This window comes from Flammeovirga sp. OC4, assembly GCF_000812565.1.
Taxonomy (GTDB): Bacteria; Bacteroidota; Bacteroidia; order Cytophagales; family Flammeovirgaceae; genus Flammeovirga.
On the sequence record NZ_JTAM01000006.1, the window covers coordinates 185,953 to 205,431 of the forward strand.

Below are 19,479 nucleotides of genomic sequence, written 5' to 3' on the forward strand. Positions count from 1 at the left end.
GTGACTGCCCACCAGACCACCACAAAAACCATAAGTTTCATGCTTTACAAAGTAACCTTTTTCAATTTCTTATTAAAGCTCTTAATGATTTTCAAAGTTGCCTTATCCGTTTGGTATACCGAGTACCAACCCTGATATTCGTGAGGAGGATCACCGATAAGGTCATCTCCAGTTTTCCAAATAGAATGAGGGGCTGACGGACGTCCTTCACCACCCCAAGCCCAGAAATTACAGCCTGCAAAAGTGTTATCGCCTTTCTCAACAGCAGTCACTAACTCATTGAAAATGGTCGCATAATATTGATTTCTGATGTCTACTGTACTGATGTCACTATGATCATTTTTATCTCTTGAAATGCCAAATTCCTCCAATACGATAGGCTTTTTAAGTTGGTTGCCAACGGCAATGTGCTGTTGGATGTACTGCTTCGCTTTGGCTACAGCATCATCATACGTCCCTTCCACATTATGAGGGTCAAACCATCCCCAGTTTTGTACCCAGATATGGAATGTCATGTAATCAATATCTTCTGATAAGTGATCTTTTTCGAAGTCAGTACCAGAGTTGGCACTTGGCGTATACCCTTCAGAACCCGTTGTGACCATATGATTTTGATCCAATGACTTAATAAACTTTGCTGTAGCGTTGATCCATGTGACTAATTGAGTTCCTCTAAGGATATTTTCAGGCTCATTGGCAAGTTGCCAGGACATGATCGTAGGATCGTTTTTATAGGCCTTTTGAGTGATTGAATTCGTTCTGTTTACTACTTTTTGGATAGCATTTTGAAAGAGTTTCTGTGCTTCTACGTTTTCATAAAAGTGGCTAGAATATTTGCCGTACGTATGCCAATCACCGTTTTCAGCCGGAGGAGGGAATGGAATACTACCTCCCTTAGTCCATTTGATGTATTGAGAAAAACCACCAGACCAAGGCCAGAAATTATTCAAGCAAACCACGGCTTTCATTTCTCTTTTTTGCATTTCTACTAATAGAAAATCAAGCCCTTTCAGTAATTCTTCATTGAACTCTCCTGGAGCCGATTGTACAGTAGGTTGCATGCACCAAGGCGTATCTTTATCACCTTCAGAAAGTGCCATGATGCGCAGGTTTTTTACACCAATTTTTTCCAATCGATCGAGTTCACGTATTAAACGAGGCTTATCAAAAGCACCTAAGTTCATGCCATACCAAAAGTTGGTGCCAATATAATGATAGGCTTTTTGGTTGATCACAAATTGCCCATTCTTCACCTTCACAAAATCATCTTGAGCATGAATTTGCAAAGCGAAAAATGACAGTAATAGCGTTAATATTTTCTTCATATAGTTTCGTAATTATAATAGAGGAATGGATCGTGTTGTGTTGCATGCACCATAGTTAAAACTATGGACAGGTGATCAACAAACCTTTCCAAGACTGAAGTCTTGAAGGTTAAAAGCGGAAACATCACTTTAGTGTTGTTGGAGTTGGTATCACTAGCCTATGACTTTAGCCATGGTGCACGTTGCATCAGTATTTTTATAAACTACTCAATACAATCACTGAGTGTGCTGGAAGCTGAACTACACCACCTTCTTTCAAATCAAAGTTGATGTCTTTCAATACAGGTCTGCCCATTTCTTTATTTAGTTTGTATTGATCTGCAGTATATTTTAATTGCTTTAAAGCTGTAGTTTTTTTAATGGAAGCATTTACAAATACCTCTTGAGGAGTTGCAGAGTTGTTGACCATCATAATGGTATACTGGTCTTTCAATTTACCCGTTGTCATGCGTACGCCTTCAGGCAGGTTGCTCTCCATATTTAAGATGTCCATACCTTTTGGGAAGAACTTACACAACCACGACCAAGGGTAATACCAAGGACGGATATTTTCATCTTCCGGTCTGTCGATTAACTCTCTGCCAAGAATATTCCAGCATCCCCATCGCTTCAGTTGATTGATCTTGCCTAGGTCATCTTTAGTGTGCATTGCATCGTCCAAATCCCAAGCAATCATCCCTTGAGCACCGGCGTTCATTAATTGAATAACAGCATCTGTCATATCAACGCCATACTGATAAGTGTATACGGCCATTTGAGAATCATAAATAGAAGCATAACCGTCTTTCTTTGCTGCTTCAACATTCAGTTCTTGTTGTTTTGTACCCCAATCGTCTTTTACACCAATTTCTCCCACAAAGAAACGTTTACCTGTTTTTTGTACCTCAGGCATATCTTTGAGCATATGCATAGATTCCGCCGCTTTACCATTTCTTGTGTTTTCAGTTCCTAAATAAGTGTGGATCTCGTAAGCACCGATGATGGTGTCAATGTCGGCAATGGTTTTTGTGACCCAATCTTCACCCGTATACTCCAATCCTTTCTTAGTGTATTGCGGTACAGTACCAGGGCCTGTAATCGTCAAATATTGATCTAAACCTCTTTTCTCAAATTCCTTTTGGAGTGCAACTACACCTTGTTTCCATTCCGAATAGTTACCATCTGTAGAAGCCCAATCACCGTTGGGTTCGTTGATATGATTATAATACTTGATGCAAGTGTACCCTTTTTCTTTAATAAGGTGTTCCACATATCTCCCAATCATCTCAATCCACTGCGGGTCATAAGCATTTTCAAGTTTATTGATTTTGGCATTTTTGGTATCCAAATCATGTACATGAAATGGTGTACCCCATTCTCCAAAAACAACATCTACATTTCTCGATTGACAATAATCCAATACCTTATATAAAGTTTTCATTTCAGGATTATCCACTTCAAAAATCGGATTTCCTTTTTTATCTCTTCCCTTATAATACCTCCAATTGGCTTGGTCTAATACCCTCATCGTTTGAGGTTGCATGTAGTCCAAACGTTGATAAAGCGTATCCCATTTTGCAGGAGTGATAATGTCTCCCCATTCAGAATTAGGACCGTCAGCATGAGGATAAGCTGCCCATTGGATTCCGTTTCCTATAAAATTTTGGCTAATAAAATTGTCGGTTTCAATTTCTGCATAATACTGATGTTGCTCTTCGGGAGTACAAGCCCAAAAGCTACTAGCTATTAATCCAGAAAAAATAAGTTGCGATAATAGTTTCATTTAGAATATAAGTCGGTTGCTATCAAAAAATTTCATTTCAAAAAAGGTTTACAATGTTATCCATATTGTGTTGTAAAACTTTCACCTGTGCAATATCTTTAACCCGTAATTAAAGTTATAATTTACTTCAAAAAAGTATAATACATAAACAGAAATGTATTATAAAAATCTAGGGGTAAATTAATTTGAAAATGAAAAAAAGTAGAATCTTCACATGTGTTTGCAATGTTTTTTATTTGTAAAACACTGTTTTTTAGATATTTGAATGTTTTTTAAGCTCTATTTTTAATTTTTTAGGTTCATAATTGTCATTTACCGATAAATAAAATTCTGATACTTTATTATCTATTGGTTGTACTATTATGAATGTGATTTTTTGAAAAGTGTATCGTCTACTATTATTGCTATTGTATTGACGACGACAACAGAATTTTTTATTAAATGTCTCAAGTGAAAGCTCTCACTTGTTGATAGAACACATTTATTACTATTCAATGAAATGAAAGGCATACTCTATTCAAGACAAAAACTACAAGTAGTTCTGTCGATCATTCTGACATTCACCTCACTGACACTTTTTGCTCAGGAGAGGGTAGTAAAAGGTAATGTAACCTCAGAGGACCAACCGCTAATTGGTGCCAATGTATTGATCAAAGGTACGTCAATAGGAACTTTGACGGATTTTGATGGCAACTTTACATTGACAGTTCCTGATGATAATACCACACTGATTTTTTCTTATATCGGTTTTTTAACTGAAGAAGTTTACGTTGGAACAAAATCAACAATAAACATTGGTTTAAAAGAAGATGCTGAACAATTAGAAGAAATTGTGGTAGTGGGTTACGGTACCATGAAAAAAAGTGACTTAACGGGTGCAGTTAACAAGGTACAGATGGAAGATATTCCTCAGCGACCAGCAGCCAATGTAGAACAATTATTACAAGGTCAAGCAGCAGGTTTACAAATCATAAATTCTTCAGGACAACCCGGAAGTGATGTAGATGTAAGATTAAGAGGTTTAAACTCTTTTAGTGTAAACAGTAGCCCTCTTTTAGTTGTAGATGGTTTCCCTATTGGTAATGCAGGTAATCTAAAACAAATTAATCCCAATGATATTAAGTCGATTGAAGTATTGAAAGATGCATCATCGGCAGCAATCTATGGTTCAAGAGGTTCCAATGGTGTGATCATGATCACAACCAAAAAAGGTACAGGGGGTAAAATGAAGATAGATGTAAATTCTAGAGTTTCAGTAGCAACACCACCAAGTGACTATAATGTGATTACAAATCCAGCACAATTTGCCCTGATTGAAAATGAGGGAAGAGTAAATGCAGGGTTACAACCGTTTTATGTAGGAGAAACATTCCAAGGAACTTATTACCCTTCAGTAAGTGAAATTGCAAGTGGTGCTTGGGGAACATCAACAGATTGGACAGATTTAGTGTTCCGTAATGCGTTAGCACAAGACCATAACGTTTCTGCGAGTGGTGGTAATGAAAACACCAAATACTATTTCTCTTTAGGGTATTTGGCACAAGATGGTATCAATATCGGAGATGATTATAGTAGATATAATATGAGAGTTTCTTTGGACCAAAAAATCTATAGAAACTTAACAGCTGGTGTGAATGTCATTTATAACTACACTAATCGTAATGCAAATTCAACATCAGGAATTGGTAGATCACCAGTATTCCCAGCTTACAATGAAGATGGTTCTTACTTCTTTATCGGTGCACAAGATTTCTACCATCCTATGGTATGGGCCAATGATGTATTGAACAACAGTCACGGACAAGATTTCATCACCAACATGTATGTGAATTTGAAAATCATGGAAGGTTTGGAATTAAAGACAACAATGAACGTGAAGTCAGGGAATAGCATTACAGACCAGTATGAACCAATAGGGAAAACATGGAATGGTGCTGAGTTTGTTGGATATGGATCACTTTCAAATTACAACGATCTTGATCTATTGTCTGAAACGTATTTCAATTACTCTAAGAGTATCAACGATAAACACCGTATCAGTGCTATGGCAGGCTGGAGTGCTCAACGTTATACAAGAAAAACAAGTGCATTGACAGGTAGAGGTTTTGTGAATGATAACTTAGCAAATCAGGATTTAAACTCGGCCGAAAGCAGTTCAGTCACTAATGATTATGTGTCAAGTCTTTTATTATCAGGTATTGGTCGTTTGAATTATGTTTACGATGATCGCTTCTTGATTACTGCAACAATGCGTGCGGATGGTTCTTCAAAGTTTGGAGCCAATAATAAATGGGGGTATTTCCCGTCGGTAGCTGTAGGTTGGAATCTACAGAACGAGGCTTTCTTGAAAAACTCAGAGGTTGTTTCTCAATTAAAACTTAGAGCCTCATGGGGACAAGCAGGAAACCAAGGTTTACCAGCGTATAGAATCAATGAACGTTATGGTACAGGACGTTACCCTACAACTAATGCAGATGGGACTTTTGCTGTTGGTTTTGGTCCAGGAGCCTACTCTTATACGAGTGATGGTGTCTACAAAATATGGGAAGGAATGTCGAACCAAGATTTGAAATGGGAGACTACCACTACCACCAATATTGGTGTGGATTTAGGACTATTCAAATCAAGAGTAATGTTGACAGCAGAAGTGTATCATAAGTATACTAATGACCTTTTGAGAGAACAGCGTATTGCTCCAAGTTCAGGTTATGATCAGATATGGGTCAATGATGGAGATATCTTAAATCAAGGTGTTGAGCTGAGTTTGGATTTAGCCCTTGTTGAAAAGAAGGATTGGGATTGGAGTGTAAAAGGTATGATTTCCCACAATAGAAATGAAGTGGTTGAAACAGGAAATGATCTTGAAGTAGAGCAGTATGGAGGCACTGTGGAAAAATTTAGATCTTTTGTTACTTCGACGATAAAAGGACAACCTATCGGAGTATTCTATGGCTATAAAACAGACGGTATTATTCAAACTTTTGAGGAAGGATTAGAAGCAGGTCTTACAGGCTCTAGAGCAAGACCAGGTGAGATCAAGTATGTAGACATTAATGGTGATGGTGTGGTAGATGAGAAAGATAGAACGGTGATTGGTGATCCCAACCCTACATTTATCTATAGTTTCAGCACTAGATTGAGATATAAAAATGTTGATTTATCTGTATTGTTTACTGGTGTAAAAGGCAACCAAGTATTTAATAATACGAAGTTTAGTGGTGCAGCTTATTTACAACGTTGGACACCTGACAACCCTAGTAATGAGTACCCAAGCATGAACAGCTCAAGAGCTTATGAGGCTTCAGATTATTGGATTGAAGATGGTTCTTATTTAAGAATACAAAACATCAATATCGGTTATAATTTCAATAGTGAAAATATTAAATGGATGGACAGATTAAGAGTGTATACATCTATTGATAATCCTATTGTATTCTCGGATTTCCAATACGGATATGATCCAGAAGTTGGTGGAGATGGTATGCACTGGGGTAACTACCCAATGCCAACAACTTACTCTTTAGGTTTGAACGTGTCATTTAAATAGTAGAGTGAAATGAAATTAACAATCAAAAATATAATACTATCGGCTGCTGCTACATTGGCATTTACAGGTTGTAGCCTTACCGAAGAACCAAAAGGGTTCTTGTCCAATGAAAACTTTTATAAGTCAGCCGCTGATGGAGAGTCGGCACTTGCTTATGTTTATTCGGTCAATACAGATATTGAATATTACTCTCGACACTTCATTATTGCCACAGAAGTACCAACAGAAACACTAACCATCAAACCTGATGCAGGGGCTGATCAACATGCTTTGGATCGTTTGGAAGTGTTGAATAACAATCAAATTGTTGAAGATATGTGGCGCTACCCTTATTTGGGGATTAACAGAGCCAATGCCGTGATTCAGAACGTGCCAGATATAACGGACATGGATGAAACACGAAGAGCAGAAGTAATTGGTGAAGCCAAATTTTTAAGAGCATTACATTACTTTAACCTTGTACGTTTTTTTGGTGATGTTGTCATTAGAGAAGAGCAAGTGTCATCAAAAGATCAGGTAAGCAAAGGCATTTCTTCGATGGAAGAAGTATATGATTTTCTTCTTAAAGATTTAACAGAAGCAGAAGAAGTACTTTCAACACAAAGAGCATACGGACGAGCGAATAAAACAGCAGTTTGGGCGCTCTTATCTAAAGTATATTTACAATTAGCCTCAGCTAAAAATACAGGTGTGACAGGGTACGAATGGGTAAGCAATGCAGATGAAAATTATACAATGGCTGCAGATTATGCTAAAAAAGTACTTCAAGAACAATCAGAGTTTACGTTCGAAAATGACTTAATGGAAACATGGAATGTCAATAATAGACAGACAGCCAAAGAACACATTTTCGTTGCAGCATCAGATAGAAATGGATTGATTGAGGGAGAATACACAAAACTTCCAATGTTATTTATGCCTTGGGCTGAAGGAGTGTCTGAAATCATATTACCTAATGGTACTTCAATACCAGGTGGTGGTTGGGAACACCTTTGGATTGAAGATGATTTTGTGGCAAACTATGATGAAAATGATCGTAGAGGAAGCCTAGAAATGATCGTCAATAAAGTCACACTTCCAGGAGCTGGAGATAATGGCGAAGACAGAGAATTGGTTTACCCAGGTGGAGGACTTCAATCCACTTTCCCTATGAAATTTTTAGACCCAGATATGGTTGGTCAACAAGCTACATGTGATACACCAATTTTGAGATATACAGATATCATGATGGTGTATTGTGAAGCCTTAGGACCTAATGCAGAAACGTATGCATTGATGGATCAAATCAGAGGAAGAGCAGGTTTATCGCCACTTGCAGGAGGGATGAGCCTTCAGGAATTCAGAGCGTATATCCTTGAAGAAAGAGGTAGAGAGTTGGCATTTGAAGGAAAACGTTTATTCGACCTAAGACGAACAAACAGTATGGAAAGAGTATTGGGAGATGAATACGGAAAGCCAATGACTTCAGGGGTATATTATTTTGATATCCCATTGATTGAAGTGGATACGAATCCTGAAATCAACTAGATATACTTTGTATAGAACTATTGTGAGCGTTTGGTTCTCGCACCATAGTTAAAACTATGGGCAGGTGATATGTAAATCTAACAAGACTAAAGTCTTGAAGCTTAAAAATAAAATAACACTTTAGTGTTGTTGAAGTTAATACCACCTGCCCATGACTTCAGTCATGGTGCCCGCAGCACAGCATTCACATTACAGTTTATTTAGCATAAAAATCTGAATAATCTATTCGACAAAATTTCAAGCTTTATGAAAAATATAAAAAACTTCATTCTATTCGCTTGCTTAATGGGGATATTGAGTTGTCAACCCAACAACCCCAATGAGATTTTGACAAGTGAAAGAGCTATTATTTCTTACTTCATTGATGGTCTTCAAATTGGTCCGGCAGAGATCAATAGAACACCCAATGAAAGTGACTTTACCATCTTTGTAATTGATGGGATGGACCTTACAAGTGTTACTCCAGTGATTGAAGTTTCTTATGGAGCCACTATTTATCCGGCTTCGGGTGAAGCAGTGGACTTATCATCTGGAACGTTTACATATCAAGTCACTTCAGAAACTGGGTCCGTTAGAGATTGGGTATTGACTGTAGAGTCATTTGACAATAAATTACAAGGTAAGTGGAAAGTAGGCAAACCTATGGAATTCCATTACTTTATCGGTGAAGGCGAAAGCTGGGGCTGGGAAGGTGTAAAAGATGTAGAGTGGACACTACCAGGAGCAGGAGCTGCGACAGACAATGAGTTAGAATTTATGACAGAAGGTGTTGATGAAGTGGGTAATCTTTATGGTTCAGGAACTTACTCTGCAGGTACAGACGGTCAGTTTGAAACATTTGTATTAGAAGGTGCTTGTTTAGGACCAGACCTTGATTATGCACCATATTATGGAAGAATGCCTCAAGGGGAATTTGAGTGGGTATTGGATTTAACCAATAATACCATCGTTCTGACACAAGAAGATGCTACAGAAACAACGCTTCCAATTGAGTGGGTAGATACTGAAGATTACTCGGTATTCCAATTGGCTTTTGCTCCAGAAGCATATGAGCTAGGATGGCAAGATTGTAACTACAATGAGTTGGAATTAAACTACGGTAAAAAAGTTTGGTATACAATCGTACGTGAGGGTGCTTCACTTCCAGACGAAGAGGAGGAAGAGGACAAAGATCCTGTCATTCCAGAGTACTCGCCAATTTCATTAAATGGTGATTGGGGAATTGAAGACATTGGGTTCTGGCCAGGTGGAGACGCTGGTATCTGCGATGATTATGATAATATCTTACGTTTCAGCAATGAATCATTCGATACATCAACAGGTATTTTATCAGGTGATTTCCAATACTTGGCAGGGGCTGACGGCATCCTTACCAACGGAAACGGTACGGATTGGGTAGTTTTCCCTGAAAGCGGAACATTCGAATTAAAAATCTTACAAAACCCAGATAATACAGATAGTAGAGAATTCTGGACAATGAAGTTTATTGCTACTGACGGTACTGAACTTGAAGTACCAAACGCTGTAGAAGGTAGCGGAGCGGATAATTTCACATTAAAATTTAATGGTGGTTTTGCAGGAAGTGACCAAGAGGCACACTGGTACAAATTCGTAAGAAACTTTGTAGGAACTAAACCATGTGACGGTGAAACTCCTGTTGATCCAACGCCAGATCCTGATGGTATTTTCCCTGAAGGAAGATGGACTGCCAGAGAAGGAGTGTTATTGAACACTTACTATTGGAACAGTGATGACGATCAAGGACATCAACGTTATAGTGATTCACAAGCAGCGGATAACGATGTAATTACTTTCTCAGAAGTAGAGCAAAATGATCAGGTGTACACAGGTAAAATCACGGTAGACTACGGTGCAGATGGAACATTTGATGTAGGTGAGTATACTATCAAATCAGGTACATTTACTTACACTGTAACAGGTGAAGAGTGGGGTGCTCCTGTCGGAAATATGGTGATCAATACAGAAGACGGTGGAACTATCACTTATTCTAAAACAAACCTTTGGAACTCTAAAGGGGATTTCGATTTCCAAATCAAATTCAATGTTGATGGAGTAGGAGAGGTTTACTATAGAATTACAGACAAGTAATTTCAATAAAAAGTGAAAGAGAGATTAGGGAAGTAAGTCTAGTCTCTCTTAACTAAACATTTCATACTATCGGGCGCTATTCAATCTTTTTGGGTAGTGCCTTATTTTTAAAAAACTATTCCAATGAAAAAAATATTTATTTTCTTCTTGTTTAATTTGATACTCCATCAACTAATTGCTCAAAATTATCTCTCAACAGAAGTTTACCCTGATAAAAAAGTAGCTTTTCGAATTTATGCTCCTGAGGCGAGCCACATTGAATTAAAATCGTATGATAAGTGGGATAAAGTAGATTTTATAAAAGATAGCACTGGCGTTTGGGAAGGCTTTTGGTATAATGTTGATGATGGAATTTATACTTATTATTTTGAGGTGGATGGAATGAAAGTAGTTGATCCTCAATCACCATTGATGAGAGAAAGTACACCGACTTTTGAGGTGAAAACGAAAGAAAATTTCTACTCTTTAAAGGAAAATGTGAAACATGGGGCATTGTCAAAACGATACTATTATTCGAGTACTTTACAAGAAACAAGAAGACTGCATGTATGGACTCCTTTTGGGTATGAAAAATCAATAGAAGAATTACCTGTTTTATATTTGATTCATGGAGGAGGTGGAAATGACCTTTCGTGGTCTAACGCAGGGTGTGCTGGTAACATTTTAGACAACCTACTTGCTGAAGGTAAAATTGAACCGATGGTGGTTGTAATGCCAAATGGAACAATAGAAACAGAACACATATTGGGCAGGGTTCCTATATTCAAAGACGAATTAATCAACGATATTATCCCATTTATTGAAGATACTTATAAAGTAAAAACGACATCTTCCCAACGAGCAATTATTGGTCTGTCTATGGGTGGGCTAGAAACTTTAGAAGTGATTATGTATCATCCTGATCAATTTGATTATGTTGGGGTTTTAAGCTCTGGATGGTGGTTAAGCGATTCTTGGAAAAAAGCGAGAGGAATTGTGGATGATAAAGCATTAAGAGAGCGACAAGTTAAAGCAATTTCAAACCGTTTTAATAAACATAATAAGTTGCTCTATTTTACTCAAGGAGGACAAGAAGATCATGCTTATGAGAATGGGATGGAGACACTGGCCCTATTTGATAAAGCAGGTATTTCTTATCAATTCAAATCCACTTCTGGAGGACATACTTATAAAGTTTGGAGAGAAAATTTATTGATGATTGCCCCTTTACTTTTTAAGGACCTAGATGATTAGAATAAATCATTTAAACCCTTTCAGAATAGTATTGATTATCAATAAAATAGTATGCGATTAAAGCTTTAAAATCTTAGATCTTGTGAATGGTAACATTGAGCCAAATGATTGGTTCGTTACAAAAATAAATTATTACTTGAGGATTTGGATGAATGCTGATAATGTAATTGGTACTTTTATGAAGAATGATATTGGTTATAAAAGTGGTTCGTGAGACGCAAAGCATTGCATCTCTACAGGAGGGTACTTTCACTTGATATTGATTGCTAAATTGAAAAGGTATTGTTATGTAGAGCCACAATACCTTGTGGCTCACAAACCACCATAAAAACCACTTTAGGAACTCAATTCTTAAATACCTTATTTACACTGTCAACTAATTTACCTATACTTTTTGTTGTAGAAATCAGGAGATTTCTGATGATCTGTAGGACACGAATGACGCTTTCGCTTAACATTCGCGCCAGTATTTTTTTGCTTCGTTTTTCATCAATGGAAAAATGAAGACGAAAGAAGCTTGGAAGTAGAACCTCGAAAGTTGATGATAAATTAGTTTACAAAAGAATCTTCACCAATTCCTTCTTAAATCAACTAGCACATGAAATGTATTACTACTAAGGTTCAATTTTTATTGATGACCTCTCTTCTTCTTGCACTTTGCAATTTAGAAACCAACGCTCATCAAAGAGTATTTCTTTCCGATTGGGAACAAAGCACCTTAAACTTTCAAGCCAGTAACAATGCAAGTTACACCACCGTCAACAATCCCAGTCAAGATGCTGTCAACTCATCATCACAAGTGGGGAAATTTGTATCTACAGCTTACCAATGGGATTTTCTTTCATTGAACCTCTCAGAAGAAATGGATTTTGAGAACTATCCTGTTTATAAACTCAAAGTCAGAACATCGGCGGTTGGAACCATAATGATGAAGTTTGAAGATGGTCCCTCGGGAAGTTATGTAGCGAGGTATGCCACCCCATCAACCACCAATCAGTGGGAAGAACTAACGTTTGACTTCTCTGGAATAACCAATGGTAGCTATGGAAAAATGATCATCACTTTTGATTATACTTCCACTACGGCAGGGGTTGAATGGTATTTAGATGACTTTGTAAAAGCAAAACAAAACGTTGATACCACTCGCCCAACACAACCTCAAAGTTTATCCGTCACTAACACCTCTTCCAAAAGTGTATCTCTCCAATGGAATGCTTCCTCTGATAATGTAGGAGTGATAGGTTATGTGATATATAAGAATAATATAGAAGTAGGTCGTTCTAATACCACTTCCTTCGAGGTATCACAACTCAATGCGAATAGCAATTACACTTTTACCGTCAGTGCTTATGATTTGGTAGGGAACGAATCAGGGAAAAGTAACACTGTCAATGCCACAACCCAAAACATGGGTAATGGGAACTTTATCACTTCAGTCAGTTTGCAGAAAACAAGCATGAACCTCTATGATGACCTGGAAGTGGACATTCAATTGAATGCACGATATTCAGATCCCTACAACCCCAACAATATCAAAACGGATATGGTCTTGATTACTCCTAGCGGAAAAGAGTTGGTAGTCCCTTGTTTTTATTACTCAGGTGTTTCTAGAAACTCCCTTTGGAAAGGAAGATTCACACCCCAGGAAACAGGGCAATATCAGTTAGTGATAGATGTAGAGAAAACGCAAAACTCACAACGTTCCGGTGTTTATACTTTCACAGTCAACAATTCTTACAACGATGGGTTTTTACATACCAATGAGGCCTCTTTTTATAACCTGAAGTTTGATTCAGATCGTAAGTTTAGAGGAATAGGAGAGAACTTCGCATGGGAAGCCCGTTTGGATTTAGGAGATGATCAAACTTTCACCTACGATTATTTCTTCCAGCAGATGAAAAGCAAAAATGCCAACTTCATCAGAACATGGATGTGCCCTTGGAACCTTCCATTGGAATGGAAAAAGACCGACTTTGGAAGATACACCGATGGAAACGAAACCTACAATTCATCTGCTATTGCTCGAATGGATTGGATGTTGGATCAAGCTTCTCAAAATGGAATTTACATCATGCTAACTTTGGATTATCACGGAGCACTATTAGAAGAACCCGACTATTGGGGAGGAAATAATTATTGGTGGGATCATAATTATTACTCAGGTAATGGCGGTCCAATCTCTGACCATAAAGCATTTTTTACGAATGAAAGTGCCAAGCAACTTTACAAAAATAGATTAAGATACATCATAGCAAGATGGGGTTATCATACAAATATTGGTGCTATTGAATTATTCAATGAGGTGGACAACCTGATCCGAGACGAAAACTTTAATGCCAATGACATTGAAGCTTGGCACAATGAGATGAGCACTTATTTGAAATCCATTGACCCTTACAATCATATTGTAACCACAAGCATCACAGGAGCGGAGATCAATAATATGTTTCATCAACCCAACTTGGACTTGATTCAAAGTCACCCTTACGGCCCAGTTGAAGGAGTAATTTCAGCCATTCAAACCCTCACAGATCGTTACAATAAACCTTATGTAGCAGGAGAATTTGCAGATGATTGGGTAGCTCCCACTTCACAAACGATGGCTGATTACCAAAAGTCATTTCATAGAGGATTATGGACCGCATTATTCCAGCCTACGCCCATTTTACCTATGACATGGTGGTGGGAAGATTTTACTTATGAGGGCTTCAATGACGAATTGACTTCTGTTGCAGCCTATTCTGATATTATGCTTCAATCGATGAATGATCAGGAAGAAACGTTGACTATTACTGGCAATAACAATATTGATAAAATGGGAGTGAGAGCAGGAGAAAAAATGTTCGCTTATTTTTACAATAAATCAACCACAACACGATCTCCGAACATGACCATCAGTGGTGTGGAAAATGAACTGTATTACGTAACTTCTTTCAATACCACCACAGGAATAATGCAAAATGAAGCTTCAGTATTGGGTAGTAACCGACAGCTTGTGATTGGCCTTCAAAACTTGCAAGCAGGAAATGACATCGCTTACATTATTCAAAAAGGTAGCTATTATTTATCACAAAGCAACCAAAGGAAACAGTTTTTAGAACAGGCTGATCAGCTCAAAATATACCCTAATCCAAGTACGGGCATCATCAACCTAGAAAAGCCGGAAGATTACCATCATTTGACCATTTACACGGCGTTAGGAAGAGAAATTCTATCTATTGATTTAGATAGTGCTCGTGAAAAAATATCACTCAACGATCAAGAAAAAGGAGTGTATTTGTTGAAGTTTTTTGATGTTAATGGCAATGCTACAGTGCGTAAAATACTACTCAATAAGTAAATAGATAGTAGATTAGTAAACTAAGCTTTCGAATATTTATGGCATTTAGAAATCGAGAGATTTCTGATGATTAGTGAGACACGAATGCCGCTAACGCTTAACCTTCGCGCCAGTAAGCTTTCTACCATTTTAGTTTGGTAGTACTTCCCCCCGGCCTTGAAGGGAAAAGCGTTAAGAATTTCATGAATCGAGCCGTTAAAAATGATTTTCTTGTTGGAGCATCTCAAAACGATGAAGTTTTGATCGAGTTATTCTTTTCAATAGGTAAGAGGAATGGAATTTAGCTTTTGACTTCTAAGCCTAGATTTTTTGCTTCGTTTTTCATTAATGGAAAAATGAAGAAGAAGGAAGCTTGGAAGTGGAACATAAAAGCTTGCAGAAATATTGAATAAAATTTGACGAAAACTTAGTTTGCAGATTAGTATGATAATATAAAAAAGCCTTCAAGTGTGTACTTGAAGGCTTTATCTATTGCTCGTGTCTAGTATTAGTATGTGATATTGTTGGTTGTGCTTAGCGGCGAGACATTTTCAATACTTTCTTTTGTACTTTAGAAACATCTTCTCCAGCAAGCATTCCAGCTAAAATAGCCTTATTGTAAGTTTCGATGGCCATGTCCGTAGCACCGTTTAGTGCTAAATAATCTCCTTTGATCTCTAAGTTTTCAGCATTTTCGTTAATCGCAATTGATTTTTCAATCCAAACATAAGCTTCACTTAAGTTGGCTTTCAATTCGATACATCTATCAGCCGCATCAGCATAAGCTTCCCAATCAGTAGCTGTTGCATTTTCAACTGCAGCACGTAATTTGTCAATCTCATTATCTTCGTTATCAGTAGGATTAGCGAAAGAAGGATTTACAGTGATGATTGCAAATAACGCTAGAACTAAAAGTTGTTTTAAAGATTTCATGACTATATATATTGTGTTTTCTTGTATCATTTAATTACATTATTACTTAATACTAAACGCTTGCCATTTTAGGTTAAGACGCTGTTGTTGAGTGTGTTAGATAGGGTGTGTTGTTTTTTAAGTGTAATTAGGACGTAAATGTTATTACGTATTTGAACAATCTGTCCGCAATCGATCATTTTTTTCTGATTGATTTAAAATATTATTCTGTTTTGTGTTTTTATTTACAATTATTTAAAATAATATTCTAATTTATATACGTTTAGCGTTGTTTTTATTCTGTTTTGAAGTTTGGTATTTTCCCGTTTTATTGAAATGGTTTGAAAGAGATAGATAGGTATTGCTAAAATTGCAATTTTTAGGGTTGTTTTTTATGAATAGTAAAAAAAATATTTTTTTATCGTCTTTATTTTATCAAATCATTCAATTTTCTTCCTCTTTGAATTGTATTAATGTAATGTGTACGCTTTTGAAAAGTGCTCATTGAAAGTGCTTGAAAAGCTGATTTTTTTGTGTCAAAAATCAAAAACCGAGGGGTCATTCTTATAGAATAAATTGAGCATTTTTCCCTTTTTTTTGCTATATTCTAAACAAGTATTACTTCATACAGTTTTAGCTGTTATAGGAAACAAAATTATTACCCCTACCACTAACTCGACACATAAAATGAAAACGACTATCTACACTCTATTATCTTTATTTTTGGCTTCTTGTAGTTTGATTAACTTCAATGTAGCTCCCGAAGATTTAAACATTGACTACACAACCTCTGAGGCCCTTTTACTGAAACCCTACGTGGACAAATATTTGAAGGAAGCCTCCAAAAGAGATGTCCGGTTTAACCATAAGTCAATTGAACTTTCCGTAGAAATAGGAGATGAAAAAGATGTTCTAGCAAAAGCATGTTTTTACTGTAGGCAATTGGTAGTTTATAATAACTCCAGAGTCTGGAAAGAAATGCAAAGCCGTGATTTTGATGTGAATTATGGCGTAGGGTTAAAACTGATTGCTCATGAATTAACTCATACATTGCTCAATACAGATCATAGAGGCTATAAAGGCGAAACGATGAGAGTATTCCTAGACGATGAACACGAGGAGGCGCTACTTAGCGTAATGACACAAGGAGACAACGATGTTCCTGATTTGAGTAATGCGGAGTTATCAAACTTATGGGAGCAATATTATTGGGATGAACTATTTGAGATCATTCCCACAAATAAGGAATTTGACTTGAATTGATTTTGCTCAGTAAGATTTAAAGTGCACAGATACATCTTCTTTGAACAAAAAAAATGCTGTCGGAAAACTCCAACAGCATTTAATACTAGCTCAATTCAATTAATTATTTTATATCTTTTACTTTACAAGTTTCAACAATTTCTTTTGTACTTTTTCTACGTCAAAAGAATCATCGTTCATACCTTTTAAAATGGCTTGTCTGTAGGCTTCAATCGCCATATCTTTAGCACCATTTAGTTTTAGATAATCTCCTCTTAACTCGAAGTTTCTAGCGTTAGGAGACATCTGAATTGCTGTTTCTAACCATACGTAAGCTTCGCTAAGGTTAGTCTTCAACTCTATACATCTTTCAGCTGCATCAGCATACGTTGACCAATTGTCGGCGTTTTCTACTGAAGCTCTTAGTTTCGTAATCTCGTCTTCGTTGTCTGCAAATGTTGTATTTAAAGAAACAAGTGCTACGAAGATAAATGCGAAGAAGTATTTTAAAGTTTTCATAACAGCTATATATTTTAAAGTGCAATTATTTTTTTTGTCTGATGCTTAGAATAATACTAATCATGTGCCAAAAGAAGTTAACTTGCTGTTATAGAGTTTGTTTACTGTTGGTTGGGGTGTTTTAAGTGTAAATTTTAAACTTAAAACAGTGCTTTTAATGAACAATATGTTCATAAACGTACAAATTACTCTTTTTATGGCGGAATAATATTCTAAATGTTGATCTAGATCAATAAAAAATCAGAATAAATGATCGCGATCACCATTTTTTTTGTGTGATTATTTCGATAAAACAAAAGAGGTGTCTGTTGATTGGTGTTGTTTGTTATCAGAACTGTAAAAAAAGATCTAAATTTTGATATATGTGTAAATTTTAAACCATTATATTGTTAATTTTTAAATTATTTATGTTTATTGAATGATTATTTTGTGAATTTCATAAAAGTGTCCGTTTTTGGATACAGCTTCTTAGAAGAGTGTTCATAAATGAAAAGAGAGGTGTTCTCTTGATCGAAAACACCTCTCTTTGAAGTTTGAAAACTTGGAATAATACTACTAAACTTCTTGGTTCAGATCCCAGCCTTCTAATATGTCTGCAACTTTTCTTACCATCATACCCCCAAGTGCACCATCAACAACACGGTGGTCATAAGAGTGAGAGAAGTAAGCAAATTGACGAATACCGATTGTATCACCTTGTGGCGTCTCAATTACAGCAGGTTTCTTTCTGATCGTACCTACAGCCATAATTGCCACTTGTGGTTGAAGAATGATAGGCGTACCGATTGTGTTACCAAATGAACCAATGTTAGAGACAGTGTAAGTACCGCCTTGTAATTCGTCAGGCTTCAATCTGTTTTCTCTAGCACGGATCGATAAGTCCTGAATCTTAATGGCTAATCCGCTTAAACTATAGCGATCTGCATTTTTGATGACAGGAACAATCAAGTTACCATTTGGCATTGCTACGGCCATACCAATATTGATATCCTTTTTCACTACTATATTACTACCATCCACTTGTACATTGATCATTGGGTATTCTTTGATCGCTTTGGCAATCGCAGAGATAATGATCGGCATAAAAGTAAGGTTGGCACCTTCTTTCTTTTTAAAGCTTTCTTTGTGTTTGTTTCTCCAAAGCACAACATTAGTTAAGTCAGCTTCCACACAAGAAGTCACGTGAGGAGCTGTGTGCTTAGAGCTTACCATTCTATCGGCAATCATCTTACGCACTCGGTCCATTTCGATCACTTCATCTCCATTGTCTAACGCAACAGCTGGAGGAGGCGTAACAACCTTTGGAGCTGGTGCTGGAGCAGAAGTTTGAGCTACAGGAGCTGGAGTCACCGTTTTTGTAGGAGCAGATTGAGGTACTCCATCTTTAACGAATGACAAGATATCATCTTTTGTCACTCTACCATCTTTTCCAGTACCTGGAATCGAATCTAAAACTTCTTGTGAAATACCTTCCGTTTTAGCAATATTTCTAACTAATGGAGAATAGAATCTATTTCCACTTTTTGCACTAATTTCAGTTGGAAAAGAAGCTGCTTGATTGATATCAGACATAATTGTCTGTGCCACTTCCTCAACATCTTTTAGGGGTTCTTCAGCAGGAGCATCGTCTCCACCTTCAGTCTCTACAATAGCTATAGGAGAACCAATCTGAACGACATCGTCTTTTTGAACTAAGATTGATTTAATTACACCTTCTACTGTTGCAGGAACTTCTGTATCTACTTTATCAGTAGCTACTTCCACTACAGATTCATCCAATGTAATTGTATCTCCTTCTTGTTTTAGCCATTCTAAAACTGTGGCTTCCATAACGCCTTCTCCCATTGCAGGAAGAACCATTTCTACTTGTGCCATATATATTTAGTTGATCTTGTGTCTTTCTTGAAAACATTGATTTTGTGCAAAGGTAATAAAAGTGTAGTTAAAAAATTAGTGTTCAATTAACACTAAAAGAAATTTAATT

General features: G+C 36.8%; 11 protein-coding genes. 6 read left to right on the top strand and 5 right to left on the bottom strand.

The features are described 5' to 3' along the window. Positions 1-44 precede the first annotated feature (44 nt). A complete protein-coding gene (locus PL77_RS07115) occupies positions 45-1,325 on the bottom strand; it encodes a glycoside hydrolase family 2 TIM barrel-domain containing protein (RefSeq protein WP_044203239.1) in 1,281 nt (426 codons plus the stop codon). Between the two features lie 196 nt (positions 1,326-1,521). Further along, entirely contained in the window at positions 1,522-3,087 is a 1,566-nt protein-coding gene (locus PL77_RS07120) for a hypothetical protein (RefSeq protein WP_052444238.1), read from the bottom strand. Positions 3,088-3,586: 499 nt separating this feature from the next. On the opposite strand from PL77_RS07120, the gene PL77_RS07125 reads away from it, so the two are divergent. From PL77_RS07125 to PL77_RS07145, 5 genes are all read left to right on the top strand, one after another. Further along, complete coding sequence (locus tag PL77_RS07125) at positions 3,587-6,634, top strand: TonB-dependent receptor (protein WP_052444239.1); 3,048 nt, start codon at positions 3,587-3,589, stop codon at positions 6,632-6,634. Positions 6,635-6,643: 9 nt separating this feature from the next. Further along, the gene (locus PL77_RS07130) at positions 6,644-8,161 is read left to right on the top strand and encodes a RagB/SusD family nutrient uptake outer membrane protein (RefSeq protein ID WP_044203240.1); all 1,518 of its coding nucleotides are present in this window, start codon (positions 6,644-6,646) and stop codon (positions 8,159-8,161) included. Between the two features lie 246 nt (positions 8,162-8,407). After that, complete coding sequence (locus PL77_RS07135; RefSeq protein WP_156152281.1) at positions 8,408-10,270, top strand: hypothetical protein; 1,863 nt, start codon at positions 8,408-8,410, stop codon at positions 10,268-10,270. A 123-nt stretch (positions 10,271-10,393) separates the two neighbouring features. After that, the gene (locus tag PL77_RS07140) at positions 10,394-11,503 is read left to right on the top strand and encodes an alpha/beta hydrolase-fold protein (protein ID WP_052444240.1); all 1,110 of its coding nucleotides are present in this window, start codon (positions 10,394-10,396) and stop codon (positions 11,501-11,503) included. A 598-nt stretch (positions 11,504-12,101) separates the two neighbouring features. Continuing rightward, positions 12,102-14,843 (top strand): fibronectin type III domain-containing protein, encoded by a 2,742-nt coding sequence (locus PL77_RS07145; RefSeq protein WP_082026437.1) that lies wholly within the window; start codon positions 12,102-12,104, stop codon positions 14,841-14,843. Positions 14,844-15,356: 513 nt separating this feature from the next. Here the strand turns inward: PL77_RS07145 and PL77_RS07150 are convergent. Beyond that, on the bottom strand, positions 15,357-15,755 hold the full coding sequence (locus PL77_RS07150) for a hypothetical protein (RefSeq protein WP_044203245.1): 399 nt from the start codon (positions 15,753-15,755) through the stop codon (positions 15,357-15,359). 666 nt (positions 15,756-16,421) lie between these two features. On the opposite strand from PL77_RS07150, the gene PL77_RS07155 reads away from it, so the two are divergent. Further along, positions 16,422-16,997, top strand: coding sequence for a hypothetical protein (locus PL77_RS07155; protein ID WP_044203247.1), 576 nt, complete (start codon positions 16,422-16,424; stop codon positions 16,995-16,997). 117 nt (positions 16,998-17,114) lie between these two features. On the opposite strand, the gene PL77_RS07160 is transcribed toward PL77_RS07155, so the two are convergent. Then, positions 17,115-17,495, bottom strand: a complete 381-nt coding sequence (locus PL77_RS07160) for a hypothetical protein (RefSeq protein ID WP_044203249.1) — start codon at positions 17,493-17,495, stop codon at positions 17,115-17,117. Positions 17,496-18,050: 555 nt separating this feature from the next. Then, positions 18,051-19,370: a dihydrolipoamide acetyltransferase family protein gene (locus PL77_RS07165; RefSeq protein WP_044203251.1), complete on the bottom strand. Its 1,320-nt coding sequence runs from the start codon at positions 19,368-19,370 to the stop codon at positions 18,051-18,053. Positions 19,371-19,479: the final 109 nt, after the last annotated feature.